Origin of the sequence: Geothrix campi (assembly GCF_024609265.1) — a bacterium.
In the GTDB taxonomy this organism is placed as follows: Bacteria; Acidobacteriota; Holophagae; order Holophagales; family Holophagaceae; genus Geothrix; species Geothrix campi.
Map to the genome: position 1 here is coordinate 1,883,859 of NZ_JANHMP010000001.1, position 25,085 is coordinate 1,908,943.

Annotated in this window: 22 protein-coding genes; 13 read left to right on the forward strand and 9 right to left on the reverse strand. The window is 68.3% G+C overall.

The features are described from left to right. Positions 1-225 precede the first annotated feature (225 nt). The 4 genes from nadA (at position 226) to NOV65_RS08840 (ending at position 4,969) form a co-directional block, all read left to right on the forward strand. Entirely contained in the window at positions 226-1,194 is a 969-nt protein-coding gene (gene nadA, locus NOV65_RS08825; protein WP_257305928.1) for a quinolinate synthase NadA, read from the forward strand. Between the two features lie 51 nt (positions 1,195-1,245). Continuing rightward, a complete protein-coding gene (locus NOV65_RS08830; RefSeq protein WP_257305930.1) occupies positions 1,246-2,814 on the forward strand; it encodes a sensor histidine kinase in 1,569 nt (522 codons plus the stop codon). A 91-nt stretch (positions 2,815-2,905) separates the two neighbouring features. Beyond that, positions 2,906-3,616: a response regulator transcription factor gene (locus NOV65_RS15555; RefSeq protein WP_257305931.1), complete on the forward strand. Its 711-nt coding sequence runs from the start codon at positions 2,906-2,908 to the stop codon at positions 3,614-3,616. Between the two features lie 24 nt (positions 3,617-3,640). Next, entirely contained in the window at positions 3,641-4,969 is a 1,329-nt protein-coding gene (locus tag NOV65_RS08840) for a class II 3-deoxy-7-phosphoheptulonate synthase (RefSeq protein WP_257305933.1), read from the forward strand. Between the two features lie 2 nt (positions 4,970-4,971). On the opposite strand, the gene NOV65_RS08845 is transcribed toward NOV65_RS08840, so the two are convergent. The 3 genes from NOV65_RS08845 to NOV65_RS08855 all read right to left on the reverse strand — a co-directional run bounded on the left by NOV65_RS08845 (position 4,972) and on the right by NOV65_RS08855 (position 6,647). Then, the gene (locus NOV65_RS08845; protein ID WP_257305935.1) at positions 4,972-5,418 is read right to left on the reverse strand and encodes an SRPBCC family protein; all 447 of its coding nucleotides are present in this window, start codon (positions 5,416-5,418) and stop codon (positions 4,972-4,974) included. Positions 5,419-5,497: 79 nt separating this feature from the next. Continuing rightward, positions 5,498-6,247 carry a hypothetical protein gene (locus NOV65_RS08850; protein WP_257305937.1) on the reverse strand — a complete coding sequence of 250 codons (750 nt, stop codon included), beginning with the start codon at positions 6,245-6,247 and terminating at the stop codon, positions 5,498-5,500. A gap of 4 nt (positions 6,248-6,251) precedes the next feature. Continuing rightward, positions 6,252-6,647, reverse strand: a complete 396-nt coding sequence (locus NOV65_RS08855; RefSeq protein WP_257305938.1) for an acyl-CoA thioesterase — start codon at positions 6,645-6,647, stop codon at positions 6,252-6,254. Positions 6,648-6,699: 52 nt separating this feature from the next. Here NOV65_RS08855 and NOV65_RS08860 point away from each other — a divergent pair, with 52 nt between their 5' ends. Both NOV65_RS08860 and NOV65_RS08865 read left to right on the forward strand, forming a co-directional pair. Beyond that, entirely contained in the window at positions 6,700-7,068 is a 369-nt protein-coding gene (locus tag NOV65_RS08860; protein ID WP_257305940.1) for a thiol-disulfide oxidoreductase DCC family protein, read from the forward strand. Positions 7,069-7,077: 9 nt separating this feature from the next. Then, positions 7,078-8,424 carry a type II CAAX endopeptidase family protein gene (locus NOV65_RS08865; protein ID WP_257305942.1) on the forward strand — a complete coding sequence of 449 codons (1,347 nt, stop codon included), beginning with the start codon at positions 7,078-7,080 and terminating at the stop codon, positions 8,422-8,424. 25 nt (positions 8,425-8,449) lie between these two features. Here NOV65_RS08865 and NOV65_RS08870 read toward each other — a convergent pair whose 3' ends face one another. Further along, positions 8,450-9,664: a serine/threonine-protein kinase gene (locus NOV65_RS08870; protein WP_257305944.1), complete on the reverse strand. Its 1,215-nt coding sequence runs from the start codon at positions 9,662-9,664 to the stop codon at positions 8,450-8,452. A 75-nt stretch (positions 9,665-9,739) separates the two neighbouring features. Here NOV65_RS08870 and efp point away from each other — a divergent pair, with 75 nt between their 5' ends. The 4 genes from efp (at position 9,740) to NOV65_RS08890 (ending at position 13,593) form a co-directional block, all read left to right on the forward strand. Continuing rightward, positions 9,740-10,315: an elongation factor P gene (gene efp / locus NOV65_RS08875; protein WP_257305946.1), complete on the forward strand. Its 576-nt coding sequence runs from the start codon at positions 9,740-9,742 to the stop codon at positions 10,313-10,315. A gap of 16 nt (positions 10,316-10,331) precedes the next feature. Next, entirely contained in the window at positions 10,332-11,471 is a 1,140-nt protein-coding gene (gene rsgA / locus NOV65_RS08880; RefSeq protein WP_257305948.1) for a ribosome small subunit-dependent GTPase A, read from the forward strand. Between the two features lie 324 nt (positions 11,472-11,795). Then, positions 11,796-12,740 carry a lysophospholipid acyltransferase family protein gene (locus NOV65_RS08885; protein WP_257305950.1) on the forward strand — a complete coding sequence of 315 codons (945 nt, stop codon included), beginning with the start codon at positions 11,796-11,798 and terminating at the stop codon, positions 12,738-12,740. A gap of 103 nt (positions 12,741-12,843) precedes the next feature. Further along, on the forward strand, positions 12,844-13,593 hold the full coding sequence (locus tag NOV65_RS08890; RefSeq protein WP_257305952.1) for a hypothetical protein: 750 nt from the start codon (positions 12,844-12,846) through the stop codon (positions 13,591-13,593). Between the two features lie 10 nt (positions 13,594-13,603). Here the strand turns inward: NOV65_RS08890 and NOV65_RS08895 are convergent, their stop codons facing one another. After that, on the reverse strand, positions 13,604-14,380 hold the full coding sequence (locus NOV65_RS08895; RefSeq protein ID WP_257305954.1) for a YiiX/YebB-like N1pC/P60 family cysteine hydrolase: 777 nt from the start codon (positions 14,378-14,380) through the stop codon (positions 13,604-13,606). Positions 14,381-14,399: 19 nt separating this feature from the next. Then, positions 14,400-15,848: an NADH-quinone oxidoreductase subunit G gene (locus NOV65_RS08900; protein WP_257305955.1), complete on the reverse strand. Its 1,449-nt coding sequence runs from the start codon at positions 15,846-15,848 to the stop codon at positions 14,400-14,402. Between the two features lie 283 nt (positions 15,849-16,131). Here NOV65_RS08900 and purH point away from each other — a divergent pair, with 283 nt between their 5' ends. The 3 genes from purH (at position 16,132) to NOV65_RS08915 (ending at position 22,806) form a co-directional block, all read left to right on the forward strand. Then, the gene (gene purH / locus NOV65_RS08905) at positions 16,132-17,676 is read left to right on the forward strand and encodes a bifunctional phosphoribosylaminoimidazolecarboxamide formyltransferase/IMP cyclohydrolase (protein WP_257305957.1); all 1,545 of its coding nucleotides are present in this window, start codon (positions 16,132-16,134) and stop codon (positions 17,674-17,676) included. Between the two features lie 96 nt (positions 17,677-17,772). Continuing rightward, complete coding sequence (gene alaS / locus NOV65_RS08910) at positions 17,773-20,394, forward strand: alanine--tRNA ligase (protein ID WP_257305959.1); 2,622 nt, start codon at positions 17,773-17,775, stop codon at positions 20,392-20,394. Positions 20,395-20,469: 75 nt separating this feature from the next. Continuing rightward, a complete protein-coding gene (locus tag NOV65_RS08915) occupies positions 20,470-22,806 on the forward strand; it encodes a hybrid sensor histidine kinase/response regulator (protein WP_257305961.1) in 2,337 nt (778 codons plus the stop codon). A 24-nt stretch (positions 22,807-22,830) separates the two neighbouring features. Here the strand turns inward: NOV65_RS08915 and NOV65_RS08920 are convergent, their stop codons facing one another. Genes NOV65_RS08920 through NOV65_RS08930 form a run of 3 tightly spaced genes read right to left on the reverse strand, consistent with a single transcriptional unit; the run spans position 22,831 to position 25,051 of the window. Then, positions 22,831-23,802: a DUF2231 domain-containing protein gene (locus tag NOV65_RS08920; RefSeq protein WP_257305963.1), complete on the reverse strand. Its 972-nt coding sequence runs from the start codon at positions 23,800-23,802 to the stop codon at positions 22,831-22,833. A gap of 12 nt (positions 23,803-23,814) precedes the next feature. Next, on the reverse strand, positions 23,815-24,684 hold the full coding sequence (locus NOV65_RS08925; protein ID WP_257305965.1) for a DUF5777 family beta-barrel protein: 870 nt from the start codon (positions 24,682-24,684) through the stop codon (positions 23,815-23,817). A 13-nt stretch (positions 24,685-24,697) separates the two neighbouring features. Next, entirely contained in the window at positions 24,698-25,051 is a 354-nt protein-coding gene (locus NOV65_RS08930; protein WP_257305967.1) for a c-type cytochrome, read from the reverse strand. Positions 25,052-25,085: the final 34 nt, after the last annotated feature.

Genomic DNA, 25,085 nt, shown 5'->3' on the forward strand with positions numbered 1-25,085 from the left:
GATCCTGCGATCCAAGCACAGGATACAGGAAACCCGCTTGTGACAACAGGGGTTTCCGTTCCGGAACGCGCGCTTTCCCTCCTCGGGGCCCTCCAGCGCCACCAGGCGAGGATGCCCCGCTCCGGCGCCCTGGCCTGGGAGCGGGCGGCTTTCGCCGAGGTGTTCGACCATGACGGGCCGGGCGAGCGCATCCGCGGGTTCCTCGAGAAGCCTTAGAATAGGCCCATGGACCTGACCGCCCCCTACGTCCCCGACCTCGAAAGCATCCCCGCGGGGATCGACCTGCCCACCGAGATCCGGCGGCTGAAGACCGAGCGCCGGGCCGTCCTGCTCGCCCACTACTACCAGGAGCCCGAGATCCAGGACCTGGCCGACTTCGTGGGCGACAGCCTCCAGCTCAGCCAGCAGGCCGCCAAGGCCGATGCCGACGTCATCGCCTTCTGCGGCGTCCACTTCATGGCCGAGACCGCCAAGATCCTCAATCCCGGCAAGACCGTGGTCATCCCCGACATGGACGCCGGCTGCAGCCTGGCGGACCGGTGTCCGGCGGACTACTTCGAACAATGGCTGAAGCAGTACCCGGATCATGACGTCGTCAGCTACATCAACTGCTCCGCGGGCGTGAAGGCCCTTAGCACGGTCATCTGCACCAGCAGCAACGCCGTGCGCGTGGTCGAGAGCCTGCCGAAGGACCGCAAGATCGTCTTCGCCCCCGACCGCCACCTGGGCAAGTGGGTGATGAAGCAGACGGGCCGCGACATGGTGCTGTTCCCGGGTTTCTGCATCGTCCACGAGCAGTTCACGGCCAAGCGCGTGGCGGCCCTCAAGGCCCAGCACCCCGAGGCCAGGCTCATCGCCCACCCCGAGTGCGATGCCACCGTGAGTCAGCTGGCGGACTTCGTGGGCTCGACGGCGGCCCTGCTCAACTTCGTGGCCAAGGACAGCGCCAAGGCCTTCATCGTGGCCACCGAGGCGGGCATCCTCCACCAGATGCGCCAGCGGCGACCGGACGCCGAGCTGATCCCCGCACCGGCCGACAGCGGCTGCAACTGCAGCCTCTGCCCGTACATGAAGCTGAACAACCTGGAGAAGCTCTACCTCTGCCTGCGGGATCTCCAGCCCGAGATCCGCCTGGACGAGACGGTGCGGAGAAAGGCCCTCCAGCCCCTGGAGCGGATGCTGGCCTTGGGGTGATGAAACGCCGGGACCGGCGCTAATCTGGAGGTTCTCTTCCATCGAGCCCCCATGTACCGCCACCGCACCTCCCGGTTCCGCCTCCTCCATCCCAGCCTAGGCCTTTCGCGCTGGCAGCACCTCCAGCAGCGCAGCGGCATCGCCCTGCTGGGGCTGGCCGGGCTGGTCCTGTCGGCCCTGCTCCTCGCCGTGCCGCGCTACTACCGCCTGGACCAGCTGGACAAGGGCCGGACCGCCTACATGGAAGCCCACTGGGTGGACTTCGAGGCCGTCGAGCGCCACTGGAAGAGCCTGCCCATCCTCCAGTCGCTGCGGCGGGGCGACGAGCCGGACGTGCGCCGGTTCCTGTCGAACCAGCCCCTGGTGGTGGCCCTGCTGGACCGGTTCGAAGGCCGCAGGCTGTGGATACGGCAGGGTGACCGCCTGGTTCCGCCGGCAGACCCGGCCCTGACCCAGCAGTACCTGGGTTGGATGACCCATGCCGAGACCGCCCAGCGCTTCGAGTGGAACCCGCCCCGGGAGCAGGACCCCGATTTCGGGAAGGTGGCCACGGTGGTCCTCTTGTCGGATCGCTGGCTGGTGGTCAAGCGGTGGCGCCCAGGCTCCCCCGAGGTCGAGCGGGAACTCGAGGCGGCCCTGGCGCCCAATCGGGCCCTCCGCATGGGACTCATCCGGGAGTCGGACTACGACCGGAGAGATCTGGTGCTCCAGCCCTGGGGCGCGGAACCCAACCTCCAGGCCGATCCCCGACGCATCGCCACCCTCCCCCTGGGCACCGCCACCAAGACCAATGCCTTCGGGGATGGCTGGAACCTGGGGGGTGTGGGCTTCGACGCCCAGCAGCAGGCCTTCCGGTCGAGCCTGAAACGGCAGTACTGGGGGGTTTCGGGCATCGCGGCCCTGGTGGCGCTGACCATCCTCCTGGGCCTCTGGCTCCGGTACCGCACCCGGAAGAAGGCCGTGCTCGACGCCGACCGCATGGCCTCCATGACCCACAGCCTCAAGACCCCCCTGGCCATCCTCAAGTTCCGCTGCGACTCCCTGCGGCTGGGCCGCCTCGATCCAGACCGGGCCGATGAGGAACTGCTGAAGATCAGTGAGGAGGTGGATCACCTCACCACCATCATCGAAACCGGCCTCCGCGTGATCCGCGGCGGCGGAGCCCCCGGGCCCCGGGGCCAGGCCAACCGGGCCTGGTTCCAGGAGGTGATGGACGACCTGCGACCCGGCTTCGACGCGGAAGACCGCCCCCTCGACCTGAAACTCGCGCCAGAGGCGGGCCATGCGCCCCTGTCCTCCCTGCGCGCGGCCGTGCTCACCCTGGTGGAGAACGCCCTGGCCCACGGGAAGGGGCGGGTCACCCTGGAGACCTGGCGGGCCCGCCGCCGGTTCTGCATCCAGGTGAGTGACGAGGGCAGTCTCGAACCCCACCATCTCAAGGTCCTCGGCAAGCCCTTCCAGCGCATCCGGGAATCGGGCAAGGAGGGGTTCCTGCGGGAAGGGCAGGGGCTCGGCCTGAGCCTCCTCGTGCAGGTGGCCGCCCAGGAAGGCTGGGGCCTCACCTTTGCCTCGGGCCCCGGTGAAGGGTTTTCCGCCCTCCTGGAAATCCCTGCCGCATGAGCCTTCCAACTTGGAAATTGCAGCCAATCCTGCTTGCCCTTCCAAGCCAACGCGTGCATCTTGGGAACATCCGATCCTTGAGTGAGACCCCGTGATCCACATCCTCGTGGTAGAGGACGAGTCCTCCCTCTGCCAGCTCCTCGTCAACAACCTGGGCTTCGAAGGCTACTCCGTCGAGGCGGTGGGGGACGGTGTGCCCGCCCTGGCAGCCCATACGGCCCGGCGGGCGGACCTCATCGTGCTGGACCTGATGCTGCCCCAGCTGGATGGTTTCGAGGTTCTCCGCACCCTGCGGGAGCGCAAGGACCAGGTCCCGGTGCTTCTCCTCACCGCCCGGGGAGAGGAGGCCGATCGCGTGAAGGGCCTGAGCCTGGGCGCGGACGACTACCTGGTGAAGCCCTTCTCCGTGCTGGAGCTCATGGCCCGGGTGAAGGCCATTCTCCGCCGTTCCCGGCCCATGGACCGCCCCCCCGTCCTCTGCTCCGGCCCTTTCCGCTTCGACCTGCCCCGCCTGGAGGCCCGGCGGGATGGCAGGCCGTTGGAGCTGACCCCCCGCGAGTTCCGGCTGCTGGAGATTCTCATCACCCATGCCGGCCGCACCCACAGCCGCCGGGAGCTGCTGCAACTGGCCTGGGAGCCCGATGCCCGCCCCAGCGCCCGCACCGTGGACGTCCACATCGCGAACCTGCGCCGCAAGCTGGGTGAAGAACTGGGCGCCTCCTGGATCACCACCGTGGGCGGGGAAGGCTACCGCTGGATCACGCCGGTCGAACCGGAACGGGGGACCCGGCCCAGCGGGTAGACTGAATCCTCGCCCCGAGGTCCGATGGCACCCTGGAATCCCCACAGCTGGCAGCGCTTCCCCGCGATGCAACAGCCGGACTATGTCGATCCCTCGGAGCTGGAGGCCGTGCTGGCCCGCCTGCGGCGCCTGCCCCCCCTGGTGGTCCCCCAGGAAGTCGACCGGCTCCGGGACCTGCTGGCCGAGGCCGCCGCGGGTCGGCGCTTCCTCCTCCAGGGTGGCGACTGCGCGGAGCAGTTCAAGGACTGCACACCTGCGTCCATTGAAGGCAAGCTGCGCGTGCTCCTGCAGATGTCGGTGGCTCTCACCCACGGTGGGCGGCGACCCGTGGTGCGCGTGGGGCGCATCGCCGGCCAGTTCGCCAAGCCCCGCAGCAAGCCCACGGAAGTGATCCGTGGCCGCGAACTGCCCAGCTACCGGGGTGACCTCATCAATGGCCTCGAAGCCGAGGAGGCCGCGCGCCGGCCCGATCCCGGCCGCATGCTGGAGGCCTACTTCCATGCCTCCGCCACCTTGAACCACCTGCGGGCCCTCACGGCCGGAGGCTTCGCGGACCTGCATCATCCCGAGCGCTGGGAGCTGCCCGGGGGGACCGACCAGGTACCCGAATACCGGCGCACCCTGGATCAGGTGCGGGAGTCCCTGGATTTCCTCGAAGCGCTTGGCGGAGTCCAGCGGGACGTCCTGGAGCGCATCGATTTCTTCACCAGTCACGAGGCCTTGCTGCTCCCTTACGAAGAGGCGCTCACCCGCTGGGTCGGCGACAGCTCGGCCTACTACAACCTGGGTGCCCACACCCTCTGGGTGGGCGAGCGTACTCGCCAGCTGGACGGTGCCCACATCGAGTACCTCCGCGGCCTCCGCAATCCCATCGGGGTGAAGGTGGGCCCCAGCGCCACCCCCGAGCACCTGGTGGAGTTGCTGGACCGCCTCGATCCCGGTCGCGAGTCGGGCCGCATCACACTCATCTCCCGCTTCGGCGCCACGAAGATCCAGGCCGCCCTCCCTCCCCTGCTGAAAGCCGTCCAGGCCACGGACCATCCCGTGCTCTGGAGCTGCGACCCCATGCACGGCAACGGCGTCGAGAGCGCCAGCGGGCTCAAGACCCGGGACTTCGGGGCCATCCTCTCCGAGCTGCGCCAGGCCTTCGAGATCCACCGCGGCCACGCCTCGCACCTGGGGGGCGTCCACATCGAGCTCACCGGCGAAGCCGTCACCGAGTGCACCGGCGGCACCGAGGGACTCTCCGAGGCCGACCTCGCCAAGTCCTACGAAACCGGCTGCGATCCCCGCCTCAACGGCACCCAAAGCCTGGAGATGGCCTTCCTCATCGCGGAGATGATGAGAGGCTAGGTTCAGTCGGGGATCTCGGGTTCGACCAGCTGGGCCAGCAGCAGGAGCGACTCCTGCCAGCCGAGATGGCAGGCCTCCGGCGGGATGACCTCGGGGATCCCCTCCTGGACGATGGTCACCTCGGTGCCGCAGGACACGGCCTTCAGGGAGATGGTCGTGTGCATCTCCCCGGGCAGGTTCGGATCATCGAACTTGTCCGTGTGCCGGATGCATTCTCCGGGGACCAGCTCGAGGTACTCGCCGCCGAACGTGTGGCCGTGGCCCGTGCTGAAGTTCGTGAACGACATCCGGTAGGTGCCGCCGACCTTGGCCTCCAGATGGTGGACCCGGCCCGTGAAACCATGCGGCGGAAGCCACTTGGTCATGGCGTCGGGATCCAGGAAGGCCCGGTAGATCCGGTCGGGCGTGGCCCGCAGCACGCGATGGAGATGGATGGTGTTGGTCGGCATGGCCAGGCCCCTTTCAGAGTGGGGGGATCCCGCGAGCCTGCACGATAGCACTGCCGGAGCTGTCGTGACACCTACCGCTTCAGTGCACCGTGGGGTGGATCCCCTCGGGCCCGGCCCGGAGGACCAGGGTTTCGAAGGCGACCGCCACGCGGACCTCGGCCCCCGGCAGCAGCTCCTGGAGGGGCTTGAGCTTGGGGGCGGGAAGCAGCAGGACCTCCCCGGGACGGAGGACCGGCAGTTCCAGCCCCTCCCAGGCCCCGAGGGGCGTGCTGCGGCGGGCGGCGCCGGCCCTCAGCTCCAGGTTCCCTTCCGGCCAGGCGTCCACCATCCAGGCTCCCAGCAGGGCACCACCGCCCTCCTCGAGAGCCAGGCAGAAGCCCGCGACCCCCCCGCCTGCCAGACCCAGGACCGCCAGCCCGGGACGGGGCAGTTCCGCAAGCTCCGCGCCCGGTCCCCGCACCGCGAGGCGGTCGAGGGCGGCCCCGTCGGCCCGGTGCAGGGCCGAGGGCCGGGGGAGGCAGGGCAGCAGGTCCACGAAGTCCGGGAGGGGGGCCAGGGAAGCCGGCAGGGTGTCCCGCCGGTCCCACTTCTCGGCGTAGGCCAGAGTCTGCTTTGCCCGGGCCAGGGCCCGGGGCCCGCCTTCCAGCAGCCGTCGGAGGCTGGACGGCACCAGGGCCTCCGCCAGCCGTTCGGGGTCGCCCTCACCCAGCTTGCGCAGGCGGATAGCCTCGATGCGATTCAGGTCCGCCAGCCGGCCGGAAGCCAGGCGCCCTACCAGGGCGCGGCGCTCCACGGGGCCCTCGGACCAGGCGGCGGTTCCCAGCAGCATGGGATCAGGCCTGCGCTTCCAGCCACTCGCGGGTGGCAGGGACGAGCGGCTTGGGGCGATTGGTGGCGAAGTCCAGCATCACCTGCACGGACCTCCCCTCGGCGAACACCTCGCCGCCCAGCCCCCGGGTGAGCCGGTAGCTCAGGTCGAAGGAACTGTTGCCTACCTTGGTGCAGTGCAGTTCGACACGCACGTCGTCGCCCAGGAGGATCGGCATCCGGTAGTCCACCTCGATGCGGGCGATGAGGAAACCCTCTTCCTGGAACTTCCGACCGCCCAGGAAACTGCGCCACCACTGGAAACGCCCTTGCTCCATGAAGCTCACCACCACCGCGTTGTTCACGTGGCCCATGGCGTCCAGGTCGCTGAACCGCACCTCGATGGGATGGGAAAAGGGCATGGGGCCTCCGGATCCTCAACCTTACCGCCTTCCCGTGGCATCATGCCTCCCGATGCCCGCGCCCCTCCTCCTCGCCTACGACCCGGCCTGCACCCTCTGCTGCCGCATGGCCCTGTGGTTGGCGCGGCGGGACCGGCGGGGGCTGCTGCACCTGGTTTCTCTCAGGGATCCCGACCTGCTGGCCCTGGCTCCCGAGCTGGCCGGGAAGCCGATCGAGAAGGAGATCCACGGCCTCGACCTGGGCACGCGGAAGGTCTGGGCCGGGGTAGACCTCCTTCGACCCATCGCCCGCCGGCTGCCGGCCTGGCGGTGGGCGGCCCCCCTGCTGGCCCTCCCCGGCCTGCCCCGACTGCTGAACGCGGTGTACCTATGGGTGGCCGTCCGGCGCTTCCGGCGCACCGGGCGGCCGCCCTTCGCGTAGCCTGGGTCCATGGATTCCATCGCTCCGAGCCCCTGGCACCCCGACCGCCGCTGGGCGGATCCCCTCATCGCCTTCCTGGCCCTCATCGCCCTGACGGCCGCGGGTTTCACCCTCCGGGCCCGCCAGGAGGGCAACCACCGGCCCTCCGGGCGGACCAGCCTCCAGGGGCAGATGCTGGAGGCAGCCCTGGCGGGCCCCCGTCTGGTGAGCAGCGCCAAGGTCGCCCCGAAGGAATGGGCCCGGGCGCGAGCCCAGCTGACGGATCCCTGGGACCGGGCCCTGCTCGCAGTGCTCATGGCGGAACTGGGCGACCCGGCGGAAGCCCAGGAGCTCGTCGCAGAGGGCACTCCGGCCGGGATCGGTGGTGAACACTTCCGGAAAGCTTTCGCGGCAGCCTACGGCCAGGATCCCGTCCCGGACTCCGCCACCCGCGCGGATGTGGGCCGGCGGCTCGGAAACAGCTACACGGCCATCCTGCTGGAAGCCAGGCTCCGGGACCGCGAGGGCGGCCCGGCCTCCGGGGATGTTCTGCGCGCCCAGGCCCGCGGGGTCCTCCTGACCCGCCTGGCGGCCCTCGGCGGCCTGGGGCTGCTGGTGATGGCCTTCGCGGTCGGCGGGCTCGTCATGGGGATCTACCTCTGGGTCATCCGCCGGCAGCCGCCGGTTCGGCCCCTGCCCGCCTGGGGCCTGTCGGGCCGGGCGGCGACCCTGCTCTTTCTCGGCTGGTTCATGGCCTTCTTCGCCGCGGGCAACCTCGCATCGCTGTTCCTCATGCCCTGGCCCGCCCTCCGCTGGGCCGTGGTACCCCTGGGCACCCTCTTCCACGCTGGCATCGGGGTGCGGCTCCTCTGCTGGACGGAGGGACTGACCTTCCCTGAGCTGTGGCATCGGGTGGCGCCGGGCCCCACGCGGAAGAACCTCGCCTGGGGCCTGGCCTTCCTCGCCCTGGCCGTGTTCCTGGTGCTGGCCGTGGCCATGGCCACGAGTCTGGTGATGAAGCCCGACCAGAGCCCCCAGCGGGACCTCCAAGAGCTTCTGCGTGGGCTATCCGGCTGGGGCCCCAGCCTGGTCATGTTCGTCGTGGTGGCGGGCCTGGCCCCTCTCTTCGAGGAACTGCTGTTCCGGGGCTTCCTGTTCCCCGTGCTGGCCCGCCGGGGCCATATCACGTTCGCCCTGTTCGCATCCGCCCTGCTCTTCGGGGCCATTCATCTGCAGCCTGCGGGCCTGCCCATCCTCGGCACCCTGGGCCTGGTGCTGGCCCTCGCCGTGCGGCAGACAGGAAGCCTATGGCCCGCCGTCCTCGTCCACGCCTGCTGGAACGGCTCGCTCTTCCTGCTGATGCGCGCCTTCGCCTGACCCGGATCCCAGCCCGAGGTCCGGCCTAGAACTGAAGGCGGGACAGCGCGGGTGCCAACCACCAGAACAGTTGGAGCACCAGGAAGGCCAGGACGACCCACTTCAGGACCTGGGCCCAGTCCGTGCCTCCCGTGCGCGGCTGGTGCCGCGTGGGCTTCCGGGTGGTCAGGTAGGTCTCCACGGGATCTTCGGCCAGGGTGATCTTCACGGGGGCGGTGCGGCGGACGCGGGTGTCATGCGCTCCGGATTCTCCCGCCGGTGCCGGTTCGGCCTGACGGAACCGGGCCGCCGACACGCTGCCGGTGCCGTCCTCGTCCTGGCCCAGGAAGGTGAAGAGCCGGGCGCGCATGCTGACAGGGCCGGGCAGCGCGTCGATCAGCTCCTCCATGAACTCGGGGAGCGTGGTGTGGCGGTCATCCGGGTCCGTCGCCAGGGCCCGCTTGAACACGGCCGCCATGCGGGGAGGCAGATCCGCCGGAAGGGCCACGGGCTCCTGGAGGATGTGGAGGATGATCTCCGTGAGGCCGCCGCCGGGATGGGGCAGCTTCCCTGTGAGCAGTTCAAAGGCCGTGGCGGCGAAGCTGTAGCGGTCCGAGGCCGGCGTGCCCTCGCCGCCCCGTAGCACCTCCGGGGGCGCGTAGGCAGGGGAACCCAGGAAGTCGCCGGAGGAGGTCAGGCGGAGGGCCAGCGTCTGGGCCAGGGCCGTCCCATCCTCGTCCATAAGGGCCAGGTCCAGGGACTGTTCGGGGCTGAGGCTCATGTGGCCCAGGGTCCGGGCGATGCCGAAGTCCATGAGCTTGGCTCGCCCCTCTTCGCTGAGCAGGATGTTGTCCGGTTTCACGTCACGGTGGACGATGGCGCGGCGGTGGGCGGCGCGCAGGGCACGCATGGCCTGGATCAGCACACGGGCGCTGGTTTCCGTGTCCAGGTCCCGGTCCTTGATATGCCGGCCGAGGCTCTTGCCTTCCACGTATTCCATGGCCAGGAAGGGCCCCAGGTCTTCTTCCACGCCCACGTCGAAGACCGTCACCAGGTTCGGATGGTTAAGCTGGGCGCTGATCTCCGCCTCGCGCCGGAATCGCAGCATGGCCTGGTGCCGCGCAGCCCCCGTGACCCGCACCACCTTGATGGCCACCCGGCGCTTGAGCAGCGGATCCTCGGCCAGATAGACAGTCCCCATGCCGCCCTGTCCGATGGGCCGCACGACCTGGTACCTGCCGATGGTTCTGGGATCCGCCATGGAACTGAAATTCTAACCACGAGATCCCCATCCCAAGCCGGGCTAGAATGGAGGATTCGACATTCTGGAGTTCCCATGGCCGCCCTTCTCGAAGCCATCGAAATCAAGCGCAAGATGTTCTTCGAACTCGAAGACACGCCTTTTCACTGCCTGGATGTGGAGATTTCAACGCCCACGGCGCGCGGCGGCCAGACCCTGGTCCGCATCAAGATGCGCAATCTCCTCACCCGCGCCGTCTTCGACAAGACCTTCAAGGCCGGCGACAAGTTCAAGGAACCCGATCTCGTCCTCAGCCCCGCCAGCTACCTCTACAGCGACGGCGACGGTTCCCACTTCATGGATCAGGAGACCTACGAGACCCACACCCTGGGCACCGGCCTCATGGGTGATGCCCTCGACTACCTGACCGAGGGCCTCATCGTGCAGATCCAGAAGTTCAACGGCAATCCCATCGGCCTGCAGATGCCCAGCCAGGTGGAGCTGGCCGTCACCTACACGGAACCCGGCGCCCGGGGGGACACGGCCAGCGGCAACGTCACCAAGCCCGCCAAGCTGGAGACCGGCATCGAGATCAAGGTGCCCCTCTTCATCAAGGAGGGCGAGAAGGTGAAGGTCAGCACCGAGACCGGCGAGTTCGCTGGACGGGCCTGATGCCGCGAGCTGCCGCATGACCCGCAAGTACCGCCTCGGCCAGAGCCGGGAGGCCCAGGACCTGGACCACCGCGAGGCCTACTCCCGCGAGCGGGCGGCGGACAGCAAGCGGCGGCAGCGCCATGCCGAGCGGCTGGAGACCGGCATCGAGTCCCACGACGCCGATTCGCTCCTGCGCCTGCCGGATCCCGCGCCTTGGATGCACCTGCCCGAGGCCACCCTCATCCAGCGGCATAGCCAGTGGGTGGACCTGGAACTGGCCGACCGCACCGTGATGCGGGCCACCCTGGGCGGCAAGCTCAAAGGCGTGCGCCTCGTATGCGGCGACCGGGTGCGCTATTCCGCCGTTCCCGTCGAACCGGATGATCCCAGCCTGCCCACCCCCCTGCCGGTCCGGGGCGATGGGGGCTCTCCCGAGGCCCAGGTGGTGGCCGTGATGCCGCGGAAGAGCCTGCTCAAGCGGGGCGGCATCGACGATCGCGAGCCCTGGCAGCTCATCTGCGCCAACGCCGACGAGCTCTGGATCTGCGCCGCGGTAGTGGATCCGCCCCTGCGCCCCGGCCTGCTGGAGCGGGCCCAGGTGCTCGCCCTGGATGCGGGCCTCACCTTCCGCATCCTCATCACCAAGCGCGATCGGGCCTCGAAGAAGGACACCCTGCCGGAGCTGGATCCCCTCCGCGAACAGGGCATCCCCATCCACGAAACCTCGGCCCTGAAAGGAGAGGGCCTGGATCCCTTGCGCGGGCTCGTCCAGGGCAAGGTGGTGGTGCTGCTCGGCCACAGCGGCGTGGGCAAGAGCACCCTGCTGAATGCCCTCCAGCCCGAGATGGCCCTGAAGACTGGCGGCCTCACCAAGTTCGGCACGGGCAAGCAGACCACCACCGCGGCCCGTTGGCTGGCTCTGGCCTCCGGCGGCACCCTGGTGGACACGCCCGGCATCCGCACCCTTAGCGTCCGCGGTTTCGATCGCACCCTCCTGGCCACCGTGTTCCCCGAATTCCCCGCGAAAGTCCTGGAAGATCCCTGTGCCTTCGACGCCGAGGACGAGGCGACCCTGGATCGCCTGGATCTTGAGTACCCCGAGCGCCTGCAGAGCCTCCAGCGCCTATGGCTGGAGATGGAGAGCCGCAACCCCAACCAGAACGTGTGGAGGTAGGAGTGTGTCCGAGCAATCGATCGGGGCTGCATTGATGGCAAAGGGGCTCCAGGCAGATATCAGTTCGTCTCGCGTATCGCCTCTGGCGATACCGAGAAGGAAGGGGGCGCAGGGCGGTGCGGGTTCACCGTTCAAGCCCGCTGACGCCGCATGGGGGCCCTTTGCCATCGACCCTTCGGGCTGGGGCGGCAGCCGTCGGGATGCTGCGTCAGGCTCCTCGTCCTTGAAACCGCCAAGGCCTTCGTCACCTTTCTTGCCTCCCTCGGCTGGCGCCCCAGTGCAGCCCCCACCCATTGCTCGGACACACTCCTAATGCAGGACCGCATGCAGAGCGAGTCGCGGCTCCTCGGCTTCGTCTATGGGGCCGTCTTCGGTTCGCTGTTCCCGCTCTTCTTCTTCGCCGCGAGATCCTTCGCCCGCCGGGAGCGGGGTCACGAGATCGCGGACCAGATCGCCAATGCCTTCATGGAACTCCGGCCCAAGTACCTGGAAGCCATCCTCGGCAATACGGCACGGGTGCTGAGCCTGCGCGAATCCCACCCCGAGGTGGACCGCACCGCCCGGGAGATGGTCCGCCAGCACGCCCGCGCCTGGGTGGACTTCTTCTGGTACGGCCAGCGGCCCGTGAAGGAGGCTTTGGCCCAGTTCGCGACCATCGAAGGCCTGGAGCACATGGATGCAGCCATGGCGGAGGGCCGGGGCGTCATCCTCCTCACGGCCCACGCCGGCAACTACGAGCTGGGCGGGCTGCTGCTGAAGGCCAGGAACCTGAAGGTCCACGCGGTCTACAAGCCCGACCGCTTCGAAGCGGTGGAGCGCCTGCGGGAGCGCCTGCGGGCCCAGGGGGGCGTGGTGGGCCTGCCCGTGGATGGCGTGGGCTTCTCCACCCTGCCCCTGGTGAAGCTCCTCCGCGAAGGGCAGCTGGTGGGCATGCAGGGGGACCGGGATTTCAGCCTGAACGGCGTGCCCATGCCCTTCTTCGGCCGGGAGGTCCCCTTCCCCCGAGGGCCCTGGGAACTCACGGCCATGACCGGCGCCCCCATCGTCACCAGCTTCTTCTATACGGATGAAGCCCGGCGCTTCCATGCCCACTTCGGAAAGCCCCTCCATGTCCAGGGGGGGCGCGGGGAGCGGATGGCGGCCATCGAAGCCGGAATGCGGTCCTATGTGGCCGATCTGGAGGCCCTGATCCGCCGCCATCCCAGCCAGTGGTACTGCTTCTACCCCTTCTGGGACGACCCCGCGCGGGAGCCCGCCTCCCGAGGCTAGGGAAAAACCACCCCGGTGGGGCCTTTGTCGACGGTCATAGGCGTTTGACCTTAAGCTTCAGGGTCCCGTGGCCTGTTCCCGGTCCCTACAAGGAGTCCCACCCATGCGCAGCGCCCTCCCCGTCCTGCTCATCGCCGCGGCCATCATCGGCTGCAATTCCAACAAGTCCCAGGCTCCCGTGGTGGCCGCCCCTGTCCAGGGCCAGGCCGCCGCGCCGACCGCCGCGCCTTCCACAGGGCTGTCCGTCTCCGGCAAGCTCCTGGAACGCATCGCCGCCACCCCGTACTCCTACCTGCGAATCCAGACCGCCCAGGGCGAAATCTGGGCCGCCGTGCCCGAAACCAAGGTCGAGAAGGGCGCCGAAGTCACGGTGACCGGCGCCATGATCATGCGGGACTTCGAATCCAAGACCCTGAAGCGGACCTTCGCCGAGATCTATTTCGGCACCCTGGCCGGCAGTGGACCAGCGGCCGCCCCGGCCAGTGATCCCCATGCTTCCGCAAGTCAGCCCGCCGCCGTGGAAGTGGGCAAGGTCGAGAAGGCTTCCGGAGCGGACGCGCGCACCGTGGCCGAAGTCTGGGCCCAGAAGGGCAGCCTCAAGGGGAAGACCGTCACCGTGCGCGGCAAGGTCGTGAAGTACAACGCCGGCATCATGGGCAAGAACTGGCTGCACCTGCAGGACGGCAGCGGCGATGCGAAGGCCGGCACCAACGACATCACCGTCACCAGCAACGACGGGGCCGCCAAGGGCGATACCGTCACAGTCACGGGCGTGGTGCGCACGGACAAGGATTTCGGTTCCGGCTACTCCTATGCCGTCCTCGTCGAGGACGCCAAGTTGGTGAAGAAGTAGGCCTCCAGCCTCAAGCTTCCGACAGCGGGCGCCCCCAGGCGCCCGCTTTTTTGGGCGGGGCCAGGTTCACCTTCAACACCTCGAAGTTGGCGCTGAGGTCGAAGTCCCTCGGCATGATGTAGCTCGGGTGCCGGGCAATCACGGGATGCGCACCCACCTCGGCGGCCTCGTTGACCAGGGGCTGCACGGGGAAGCCCACCCGGTAGAAGGCCTTCGCGATGAGGGCCGAGCAGATGACCTCGCGGCTGCTGGAGCTGCCCAGGTACAGGGGGCGTCGCCGCCAGCGGGCCGGCAGCAGATGCACGGGGGTGAGGTAGCGCCCCAGGTCGAAGATGTTGCGCCGGTCATAGCGCAGACCCAGATGGCGCAGCATCTCGGCCACCACCTGCTCCAGTTCTCCGGTGGACAGGCCCAGGGGACGGCAGACCCGCAGGTTGTGGTCCGCGTACCAGGCCACCGGCTTGACCTGCACGCCCTCGGCCATGTCGCTCTCCAGGACCAGGTGAGGCGCCTCCGGTCCGAACTGCTCCAGCGCCGCTTCCGCATGGGGCCCGCCCCAGCGCAGCAAGGCGTCGCCGATATACATTCCGGCGTGGCTCCAGGAACTCTGGCTGAGGGTCATGATCATGCGGCTGACGCGGGATTTGCCTTCCACCAGCACCACGTCGCCAGGCCGCAGTCCGGCCCGGAGCCGCTCCACGTCGTTGGGTACGCGCCGCTGGTAGCTGGGCAGCTCGGCCGTGAGGTAGCCCACCAGCCCACGGGTCAGTGCGTCATGGAGGAACATGGGTCCCTCCCGTTCTCCGCTAGACGGCGGCGGGGACGGCGGCCAGGTCCTTCACCCAGGCGGGGACGGTGCGGACGCCCTTGGGCGCCTGCAGGGCCTTCTGGTAGCGACGGAGCTCGCCTTCGTGGTTGACGATGAAATCGCTCTCTTCGGCGTAGTTGGTGATGGGCAGCCAGGCCGTGGCGGCGCGACCCAGATCCGAGGGTTCCGCCTCGAACGCCAGACTGAAGGTCGCGGCCTTGAGGATCTGGCCCAGCAACTCCGTCTCCTTCGGGCTCGTGAAGGCGGCATCGTGGAGCACCACCACCGCCTTGACCTCGCCCTTCTGCATCTTGGCCAGCAGCTCCTCCAGGGCGCCAAAGCGGAAGCCCCGCTCCGTGAAGCCCCGGCGGTTCAGGATGCCGTCTTCGCTGGTCTGGTACTTGGGCAGCACCACGGGGATGGTCTTGTCGCCGCTGCCATAGCGCAGGTCCGGCGAGGTGGCCAGCTCGCCCAGGCGCTGGGCGGTGTCGCAGCCGAAGGTGCCCTGGCCGATGACGGCCACGGGACCGGCGGCCTGAAGGGACTCGCGGATGGCATCCAGGGAAGCCGGTGCACCCTTCAGGGAAGGCGCAGGGACCTGGCCCGAGCGGTTGTAGTGCGAGTAGGCGTAGCGCTCCGCGTCGCTGATGAAGTGCGTGGTCTCCTTGCCCTCCAGGGGGCGGGGCCGGAAGCGGTGGATCTGGTTGCCCTCGTGGTCGATCCAGATGGGGTTGCCCAGGGCCGAGTGGCGGCTGATGGAAGGCGTGTTCTTGAGGTACCAGACGCGCTTGCGGAAGCGGAAGTCGCGACTGGTGAGGGCCCCCACGGGGCAGAGGTCCACCACGTTGCCGGCGTACGGGTTCTGGTCCATGGACTTGCCGGTGTACGTGGTGACTTCCAGGTGCGCGCCGCGCTGGGCCACGATGAGTTCGCTGCCGCCGCTGATCTCGCGGGTGAAGCGCACGCAGCGGGTGCAGTGGATGCAGCGGTTCTTGTCGATGACGATCTTGGCGCCCAGGTCTTCGTAGCGGTAGCGCCGTTTCACCTCGGCCATGCGGGAATCGCCGCTGCCGTACTGGTAGGAGTAATCCTGGAGCTTGCACTCGCCCGCCTGGTCGCAGATGGGGCAGTCCAGCGGGTGGTTCATGAGAAGGAATTCCATCACGCCGGCCCGGGCATCAGCCACGGCGGGCGTGTTGGTGAAGACCTCCATCACCACGGCCTCGGGGTTGTCCTTGGGCGCAGGCGGAACGGTCGTCGTGCAGCTGGTGGCGAGCTTGGGCTGGCCCTTGATCTCCACGAGGCACATGCGGCAGGTGGCCACGGGCGTGAGCGCCGGGTGGTAGCAGTAGTGCGGGATGTCGATGCCCACGGTGCGGCAGGCATCCAGCACCAGGGTGCCGGGGTTCACGCTCAGTTCGACATCGTTGATCTTGATCGTCGGCATGGGCCCACTCCAGGCTTTCCAGGATGGGGCTTGGGGCGCTGGAGGTAAAGGTGGACGCCTCAGCCCCTTCCGCTGGCTCGAGCCCCGCGGGAAACCCCGAAGTCCAGGGAATCCGCCAGATCCGGCGAGTCCCGGCCCCCTGTGGCGGGGATCACATTCGAGACGGCGACGGGCTTTCATGAACCTGCCCATCGCCACGGGCCCGCGCCGAAGCCGGATCCGGACATCCAGCCCTTCCGAAAGGCTCTACAGCATGGGAAAATCAAGGGTTCAGGGGGCGGACATGCCGACGGCATTGATCTCGGTGTACGACAAAACGGGGCTCATGCCCCTGGCCAAGGGTCTGCTGGCCCAGGGCTGGCGGCTGCTGGCCACGGGTGGAACCCTGCGTGCCCTGCAGGAGGCGAAGCTGGAGGCCCAGGAAGTGGCGGCCTATACGGGCGCCCCCGAGTGCTTCGACGGCCGGGTGAAGACCCTGCACCCCCGCATCCACGGCGGCCTCCTCTACCGGCGCGACCTGCCGGAACACGTGAAAGACGCCAAGACCCAGGGCATCGAGCCCATCGATCTGGTGGTGATCAACCTCTATCCCTTCGAGGCCACCATCGCCCGGGAAGGCGTCACCGCCGCCGAAGCCATCGAGCAGATCGATATCGGCGGCCCCAGCATGATCCGCAGCGCCTCCAAGAACCATGCGTCGGTCACGGTGCTGACCAGTCCCGATCAGTACGGCCCCTTCCTCGACAAGCTCAAGGCCGGCTCCTGGGGCCTGGAGGATCGTCGACGCTGCGCCCTGGAGGCCTTCCGGCGCACCGCCGCCTACGATGCCGCCATTTCCGGTTGGATGGAACGGGAGCTGGCTCCGGGCAAGTCCGCCGAGCTGCCCCACCACCTCTGCCTGAACCTGGTTCAGAAACAGGGGCTGAGATACGGCGAGAACCCCCACCAGGCCGCCGCCTTCTTCGTCGAACCCGGCCGCAAGGTGGAGGGCATGGCCGCCTGCCACCAGCATCAGGGCAAAGAGCTCAGCTTCAACAACCTGCTGGATGCCGATGCCTGCGCCCGTATGGTCTGGCAGTTCCCGGCCCCGGCCTGCGTCATCGTCAAGCACAACAACCCCTGCGGTGTGGGGCAGGGCCCCCATGCGCTGGAGGCCTTCATGCGCGCCCAGGCCGGCGATCCGGTCAGCGCCTTCGGTGGCATCGTGGCCTTCAACCGGCCCGTGGGCGTGGAGGTGGCCCGCGTGATGGCCCAGAACTTCTGGGAGGTGATCCTGGCCCCCGCCTTCACCGGCGAGGCCCTGGAGGTCTTCGCGGCCAAGAAGCAACTGCGCATCCTCCAGACCCCGGACCACTGGCCCCAGAGCGCCGAGGGCCTGGACGCCCGCTCCATCGGGGGCGGCTACCTGGTGCAGCGGGCGGACGACGGCTTCGTTCCGTTCGAGGATTGGGAGGTGAAGGCCACCGGCCCCGGCGCCAAGCCCCGCGCCGAGGATCTGATGCTGGCGCAGCGGGTGGCCAAGGCCGTCAAGTCCAACGCCATTGTGCTGGTGAAGGACGGCGCCACGGTGGGCATCGGCGCCGGCCAGATGAGTCGCGTGGATTCCGTGGAGATCGCCTGCCGCAAGGCCGGAACCCGGGCCCGCGGTTCCGTGCTGGGCAGTGATGCGTTCTTCCCCTTCGCCGACGGCCTCGAACTGGCCGCCAGCCACGGCGTGACCGCCTTCGTGGAACCCGGCGGCAGCCTCCGCGACAACGAAGTCATCGCCGCCGCCCAGAAACTCGGTGTCTGGCTCTTCTTCACGGGTATGAGACACTTCAGGCACTAACTGATTCACCACCAAGACACCAAGACACCAAGAACTGCTTGGTTTTCTTGGTGTCTTGGTGCCTTGGTGGTCCGCATTTTCTTTTCAGGTATCCCTATGAAGACCTCTGAACTCCGCCAGCGATTCCTGCAGTACTTCGAGCGCCAGGGGCACCGGCGGGTGGCTTCCAGTGCGGTGATCGGGCCGGCGGACGATCCCACGGTGATGTGGACGAACTCGGGGATGATCCAGTTCAAGGATGTCTTCCTGGGCAAGGAGAAGCGCGACTACAGCCGGGCCACCACCAGCCAGAAGTGCCTGCGGGCCGGCGGCAAGCACAACGACCTGGATCAGGTGGGCTTCACGGCCCGCCACCACACCTTCTTCGAGATGCTGGGCAACTTCAGCTTCGGCGACTACTTCAAGGCCGACGCCATCCGCTTCGCCTGGGAGTTCGTCACCGGGCCCGTGGAGCAGGGCAACCTGGGCCTGGATCCTTCCAAGCTGTGGATCACCGTGTTCGAGGGCGCCGATGGCGTGCCTGCGGATACCGAGGCCGAGGAGCTGTGGAAGGCCGCCGGCGTACGGCCCGACCGCATCATGCGTTTCGGCAAGAAGGACAACTTCTGGCAGATGGGGGATACGGGCCCCTGCGGTCCCTGCTCGGAGATGCACTACGACCGCGGCGCCCACATCCCCGGCGATGCCACGCCGAATGGCGACGGCGACCGAGTCATGGAGATCTGGAATCTCGTCTTCATGCAGTACGAGCGCGATGCCAAGGGGGTGCTCGCCCCGCTGCCCCGGCCCAGCATCGACACGGGCATGGGTCTGGAGCGCACGGCCAGCATTCTCCAGGGCGTGGACACCAACTACGAGATCGACCTGTTCGAACCGATCTTCGAGGCCATCTGGAAGGTGGCCAAGGTCAAGCCAGAGGAGCGTCGCGAGCACACGAACCGGACCGCTTCCCAGGTCATCGCCGATCACATCCGCGCCGCCACCTTCATGTGCTACGACGGTGTGGTGCCCGGCAACGAGGGCCGCGGCTACGTGCTGCGCAAGATCGTGCGCCGCGCCCTGCGCTTCGGCCGCAAGCTCGGTATCGAGGGGCTCTTCTTCGCCGACCTGGCGCCGGCCGTGGCCCAGGCCATGAGCGATCAGTACCCCGAACTGCCGGGAGAGCTGAGCCGCATCCAGAAGTCCCTCCACCGCGAGGAACGGCAGTTCAGCCAGACCTTGTCCACAGGCCTGAAGCTCCTCGAAGCCAGCGAAGTCACCGCCGGAAAACTCGCCGGCGCCGATATCTTCCGCCTCTATGACACCTACGGTTTCCCCGTGGACCTCGTGGAGGACTGGTGCCGCGAGCGGGGTATCACCCCGGACCTGGACGGGTTCCAGCAGGAGTTGAGCGCCCAGCGCACCCGCGCCCGGGCGGCCATGAAGTCCCATGACCTGCGGCTGGCGGGCGACTTGGCTGTGCTGGCGGACCTGCCCCCCACCACCTTTACGGGCTACGACCACCTCGATAGCCAAGCCCACGTGGTGGCGCTCTTCGATGCGGCCTACCACCGAGTCCAGCAACTCAGTGGCGAGGGCTACGTGCTGCTGGACCGAACTCCCTTCTACGCCCAGTCCGGTGGCCAGGTGGGCGACACCGGCCAGCTCCGCTTTGAGGGCGGCCACGCCGAGGTGCTGGACTGCACCGCCCCGGCCCAGAAACGCCACCTCCACAAGGTCGCGGTGACGGGCATCCTGCTGGAGAACACGCCCGTCAATGCACTGGTCCACCCCATCCGCCGCCGGCGCGTCCGGGCCCATCACACGGCCACCCACCTGCTGCACGCGGCCCTGCGCGAAGTCCTCGGCACCCACGTGAAGCAGGCGGGCAGCGTGGTGGATGAGAACCGGCTGCGCTTCGACTTCACCCACTTCGCTCCCCTGGAGCCCGAACAGATCGCGGAGATCGAGCGCCTGGCGACCCGTCAGGCCCTAAAATCAGTGCCTACCCGCGTCAACGAGATGGATATCGAAGAGGCCCTGGCCTCCGGGGCCATGGCCCTCTTCGGCGAAAAGTACGGTGACGTGGTGCGCGTCGTGCAGGTCCCCGGCTTCTCCACCGAGCTGTGCGGCGGCACCCATGTGGCGAACACCGGCGAGATCGGCGTGGTGAAGATCCTCTCCGAAGGCGCCGTCAGCGCCGGGGTGCGGCGCATCGAGGCCGTGGCGGGCGAATTGGCCCTCGAGCTGCTCCAGGCGGACGAGGCCATGCTCCACGGGCTGTCCCGGCAGGCGAACGCCGGCCGCGAGATCCTGCCCGACCTGCTCTCGACCAGAGAGCAGCGCATCGCCCAGCTCGAGCGTGACCTGAAGGAGGCCAAGCTCAAGGCCGCCAGCGGCGGCGGCAGCGCCGAGCAGGTTGAACAGGTGAAGGGCATCTCCCTGGTCACGGCCGCCGTGGAAGGACTGGAAGGCAATGCCCTGCGCGAGTTCATGGACCAGGTCCGCACCCGCCACCACAGCGCCGTCATCGTCCTGGCCTCCAAGGCCGCCGAGGACAAGGTGGCCGCCCTGGTCTCCGTGTCGCCGGACCTGGCCTACGATGCCGGCGCCCTCTTCAAGACCATGCTGCCGGCCCTGAATGGCCGGGGTGGCGGCAAGAAGGACCTGGCCCAGGGCGGCGGCACCAACCCTGCCGGCCTGCCCGAAGCCTTCGCGGCCCTGCGTTCCGCGCTGTAAATCAGTTCAGGGATCATCTTCCGCCGATGGTTTCCGACAAGATGGTGGGTGAACCTCCCTGGAGACGCCTGCCCCATGCTTCCCATCCGCCGGCTGCTGTTGCGGGATCTCCTGATCCTCATGGCCGGGCTCTCGGCGCTGCTCCTCGGTCTGTCCTGGTGGGGTCAGCAGCAGGCCCTGCAACGCCAGGCGGGAGCCCGGGCCCAGACCGCGCTGCGACACCTCGACGAAGCGCTCCGGATCGATCTCGAGGCTTCCCAATCCCTGGGTGGTGTCATTCGCGACTGGTGGCTGGAGGGAGTCCTGGATCCCACCCAGCCCGAGCAGGCCACCCGCCTGATCATGCCCCTGCTGATCGCCCAGCACAGCATCACCAGCCTCAACCTAGCCCAGGCCGATGGCCGCTCCCTCCTCTTCCTGCAGTCCGGGGGGGCCTGGTCCCTGCGGGAGCTGGAGAAGGCCGGTCCTGAGGCCCGGATCCGCTGGCTGCATCTGGATTCGAACGGACAGGCCCTGTCCTACGAACCCTGGGCGCCCATGGCCTATGATCCCCGCGCCCGGCCCTGGTATGCGACCGGCGCCGCCGCCACGGCCCCGATCTGGACCGAGCCCTACGCGTTCTACACCACCCATGATCCCGGCATCACCTACACGGTGCCCATCCGCGATGCTTCAGGCCTCCGGGGGGTGGCGGCCCTGGATTTCATGCTGGATGACCTCACCAGTCGAGTCTGGTCCGCCCAACCCACGCCCGGAAGCCAATCCCTCGTGGTGGATGCCCGAGGACGGGCCCTCATCCTTCCGCGGGATCCGGCTTTCGAAACCCCCGAAGGCCGCCGTCAGGCCTTCCTGAAACCCCTGGAGGCCCGGTTCCTGAGCCCAGAGACCAGCCGACTCGGCGATGACGCGCGGGGGGGCCTTCCGCGTCGAGTCACCTCGCAGGGCAAGGCGGCCATGGGGCTGTCCCGGACCTTCGAGGGGCTTCCGGGCCTGCACTGGCACATGATCCTCAGCATTCCGGAGGCGGACCTGCTCGGGCCGGTCAGGTTCCGGGTGGCGAGCATGCTGGGGCTGGCCCTGCTCGGACTCGGTCTGGCGGCCTGGCGCATCCAGCGCATCGCCAGACGGGTGGCGGAGCCCATCACCGCCCTCGGGGCTCTCGCCGAGACCCTCGGGCAGGGTACGGCTGCCCCAGCCATCCACTCGGACATCCAGGAGATCCGGAGTCTGGAGCGGGTCCTGCTCCAGGCGGATGAGAGCCTTTCAGACCGGGCCCGCCTGCAGAGCCAGCTGGAGCACAGTCAGCGCATGGAGACCGTGGGGACCCTGGCGGGGGGCATCGCCCATGACGTCAACAACCAGCTGGCCGCGATCCTGGGCCAGCTCCACCTCAGCCGGGAACTGCTGCCCGAGGGGCATCCCGTCTTGAGCCGGATCCTCCGCGCCGAGGAGGCCACCAGGCGCTGCGCCCAGACCACCAAGGCCCTGCTCTCCTTCAGTCACCAGTCGCGGCCCGAACTCAAGCCTCTCGATCTGAACGCGCTCGTCACCGAGACGGCCAATATCCTGGACCGCCTGCTCGGGGGCCTCATCCGTCTCCGTCTATCTCTGCAACCGGACCTCCCGCGGGTTTCCGGCGATTCGGTGCAGCTGGAGCAGGTCCTCATGAACCTGGCCGTGAATGCCCGGGACGCCATGCCGAGCGGGGGCAGCCTCAGCCTCCGCACCTTCCGGGATGCGGACGGCCAGGTCTGCCTGGAAGTCCAGGACACGGGTACTGGCATCCCCGAAAACCTCCTGCCGCACATCTTCGAACCCTTTGTCACCACCAAGGACTTCGCGAAGGGCACGGGGCTGGGGCTGGCCATGGTGTTCGGCATCGTGAAGGCACACCAGGGACAGGTCCGCGCGGAGAATCGGCTGGGCGGCGGAGCCCGGTTCCTCGTGAGCCTCCCGCCTGCCCGCCCGGAAGAACCGCTGGAGACTCCGCTCCAGGCTGATGCTTCCAATGAGGAAAGCATCCTCGCCGGGCGGCGGATTCTCCTGGCGGAAGATGAGGCCCTGTTGCGCGACATGCTCGCGGACGCCCTGACCCTCGCGCGGGCCCAGGTCACGGCCGCGTCCGACGGAGACGTGGCCTGGCGGGCCTGGCAGACGGGCACTTTCGATCTGGTGTTGAGCGACCATCGCATGCCCGACTGCACGGGGCTCGAGCTGCTGGAGCGGATCCGCACCTCGGGCTCGGAGGTGCCTTTCATCCTGGTGAGCGGTCAGGGACTGGAGGGCATGGAGGCGACCCTGGCCAAGGTGCCCCGGGTGCGGCTCCTGCCCAAGCCCTTCGAACTGTCCCGGCTCCTCGCCCTCATGGCTGAGATGCTGGGTGAGCAGAAAGATCCTGGCCCAAGGCCTTGAGATAGAGCCGCGAGGAGCCCTATCTCAAGGTCTGCCGACCTTCTCGTGGCAGCCCGTGCAGGTCGCCAAGTGGGGATCGGGGCTCCGCCAGTAGGCACTGTCCTGGCCTCCGACCTCCCCACGTTGGGCCTCGGGCACGCGGGGCCAGTAGAAGACGAAGGCCTGGCTGCCGTCGGCCTTCACCTCTTTCATGTAGAGAGGGCCCGGTTCATGGCTCGGCCGGCCCTTGTCATCCTCGAAGGTGGAGAGCACGGCGTAGGCGCCCGGCGGAAGCGGCCTGCCCGCCTGGTAGGCATCGGCCCCCGAGGCCGTGACCCAGATGCGTTGCCAGCGGTTCCCATGGGCCCTGCTCTGCACCGGCACCCGGGTGATGGGCTCCAGGCTTGCGTAGTCCAGGGCCCGGATGGGCAGGTCAGCCTCGACATCCGCCCGTTTGGCGGCGTCCGCCTCCGCGGCGGCCCGGTTGGTCTCCTCGTTACCGAAGACCATGATGCCACCCAGCTTTCCGCTGAGGCCCCAGCACCCCAGCCAGAGGATGGCCACCAGGAGGGGGCCCGCGCCCACTCCTCGCTCCCAGAACCGGCGCCCCCCATGCCTTCGGCGCCGGGTGCCTTCGGGGGCATCCATCTGGCGCCAGGAGCGCCACAGGAGCCAGACGCAGAACCCGCCGATGACAAAGCCGCTGAGCGCCGCCAGCTCGTGGACTTGCAGGATCCGCTGCAGCACCTGCTTCTCGGTGGCCACCACTGGAAGGTACGCCTTGGGTGGGATGAGGGCGATCTGACGCCCCCACAGCAGGCCGCTGGCCAGGGCCACGGTGCTCCCCAGCCACCCCACGAGGGCCAGGAAGAACGAGGTCCCCGTCCAGAGGCGGACATGCCTGGGATGGAAGGAGGCGAGCATCGCCAGGGGCAGCACGGCGACCAGGCCGAGGGGGATGTGGACGAAGGCCGGGTGTTCGCGGGCGATGAATTCAAGGAGGGGTGCGGTGGTCACGGGTGGGCGGCCTCAGAACACGCGGGTGACGTTGAAGCCGAGCGACCACTGGGAGGAGGGGCGGGGTCCGCCGCCATAGTCCCCGCTCAGGACCTGGTTCGCCGTGGTACCCGGGACGTTGGTGCCGACGACCGTGAAGCGGTGTTTGAAGGTCTTGTAGGACACCCCGGCCGAAAACCCCTGATGGTAGGTGGTCCCGTCCGTCACGCCCCCCGGCGCGGCCTTGGAGAATTTGGAGGGTCGCGGGTAGTACTCGCTCACGAAGGAGAACTTCTCCGTGAAGCTGATGCGCAGCCCCAGGCCGACGTTGAACACGCCGCCCGTGTTGGGGGAGGTGTTGGGTTGGGCCCCGGGCGGCACCGCCAAGATCGTATCGGTGGTGGTGGTCTTCGTGATGTAGGCCGGCACCACCGAGAAGATGACGTCATCCGTGATGAAGATTTCCGTAGGGACCTGGAAGACCGCGCCGGTGACGCCCACCTTCCCGATGACCGTCGTGGTCGCTGTCACCACCTCATCGAAGCGCTCCGCCCGGATGGCCATGCGCACGCGATCCAGGTCCAGGACCTGCTGCTGCAGGCCGAAGGTGAAGGTCTTGTTGTCTGCCGTGCGGTAGATGAAGGCGTTCAGGCCCGGAACCGGCTTGATCCCGAACATCAACCCGAGCCCGGCGTAGGTGTAGCCGTCCAGGCCGTAGACGTCCTTGCCATGGTCTTTCACGGGCGTGACAAAGCGATGGGTGAAGGCAAGGCCGATGTCCCAATACTGCATCCGCTCGGCCGTGGGGAGGTTCACGACCAGGGGATACTCGGAGGATTCGGCCCGGAGCGCCCCCCCAGCCAGGAGGGCGCAAACGAGGGTGGAGCTGGTCTTCCGTGGCATCGGACCTCCCGGATCAACGCTTGGCCGCGAACTTGCGGACGATCTCGGTGAGCATCTTCTGGGCGTCGGCCTCGGTCATCTTGTCCTTGAAGGCCGGCATCTTGTCCTTGCCCTGCATCGTGACCTTCACCCAGTCGCTGTCCTTCTTCTTGTTGGCCTTGCGGCTGTCCGTGAAGTCGAAGCCCGCGTCGGGGAGCGGTTTGCCGTTGTTGTCCCGGCCGTTGCCATTGACGCCATGGCAGCGGGCGCAGGCGTCCATCCAGTACTTCTGGAGATCACCCTGGAACTTGGGAAGGTCCTTGGCGGGATCTCCGGCGCTGAGGGTGGCGCCGACGAGCAGCAGGGCGGGAAGGGTGAAGCGACGCATGAAACCTCCTGTGGGGGTGATGGTGGCCGTCGGA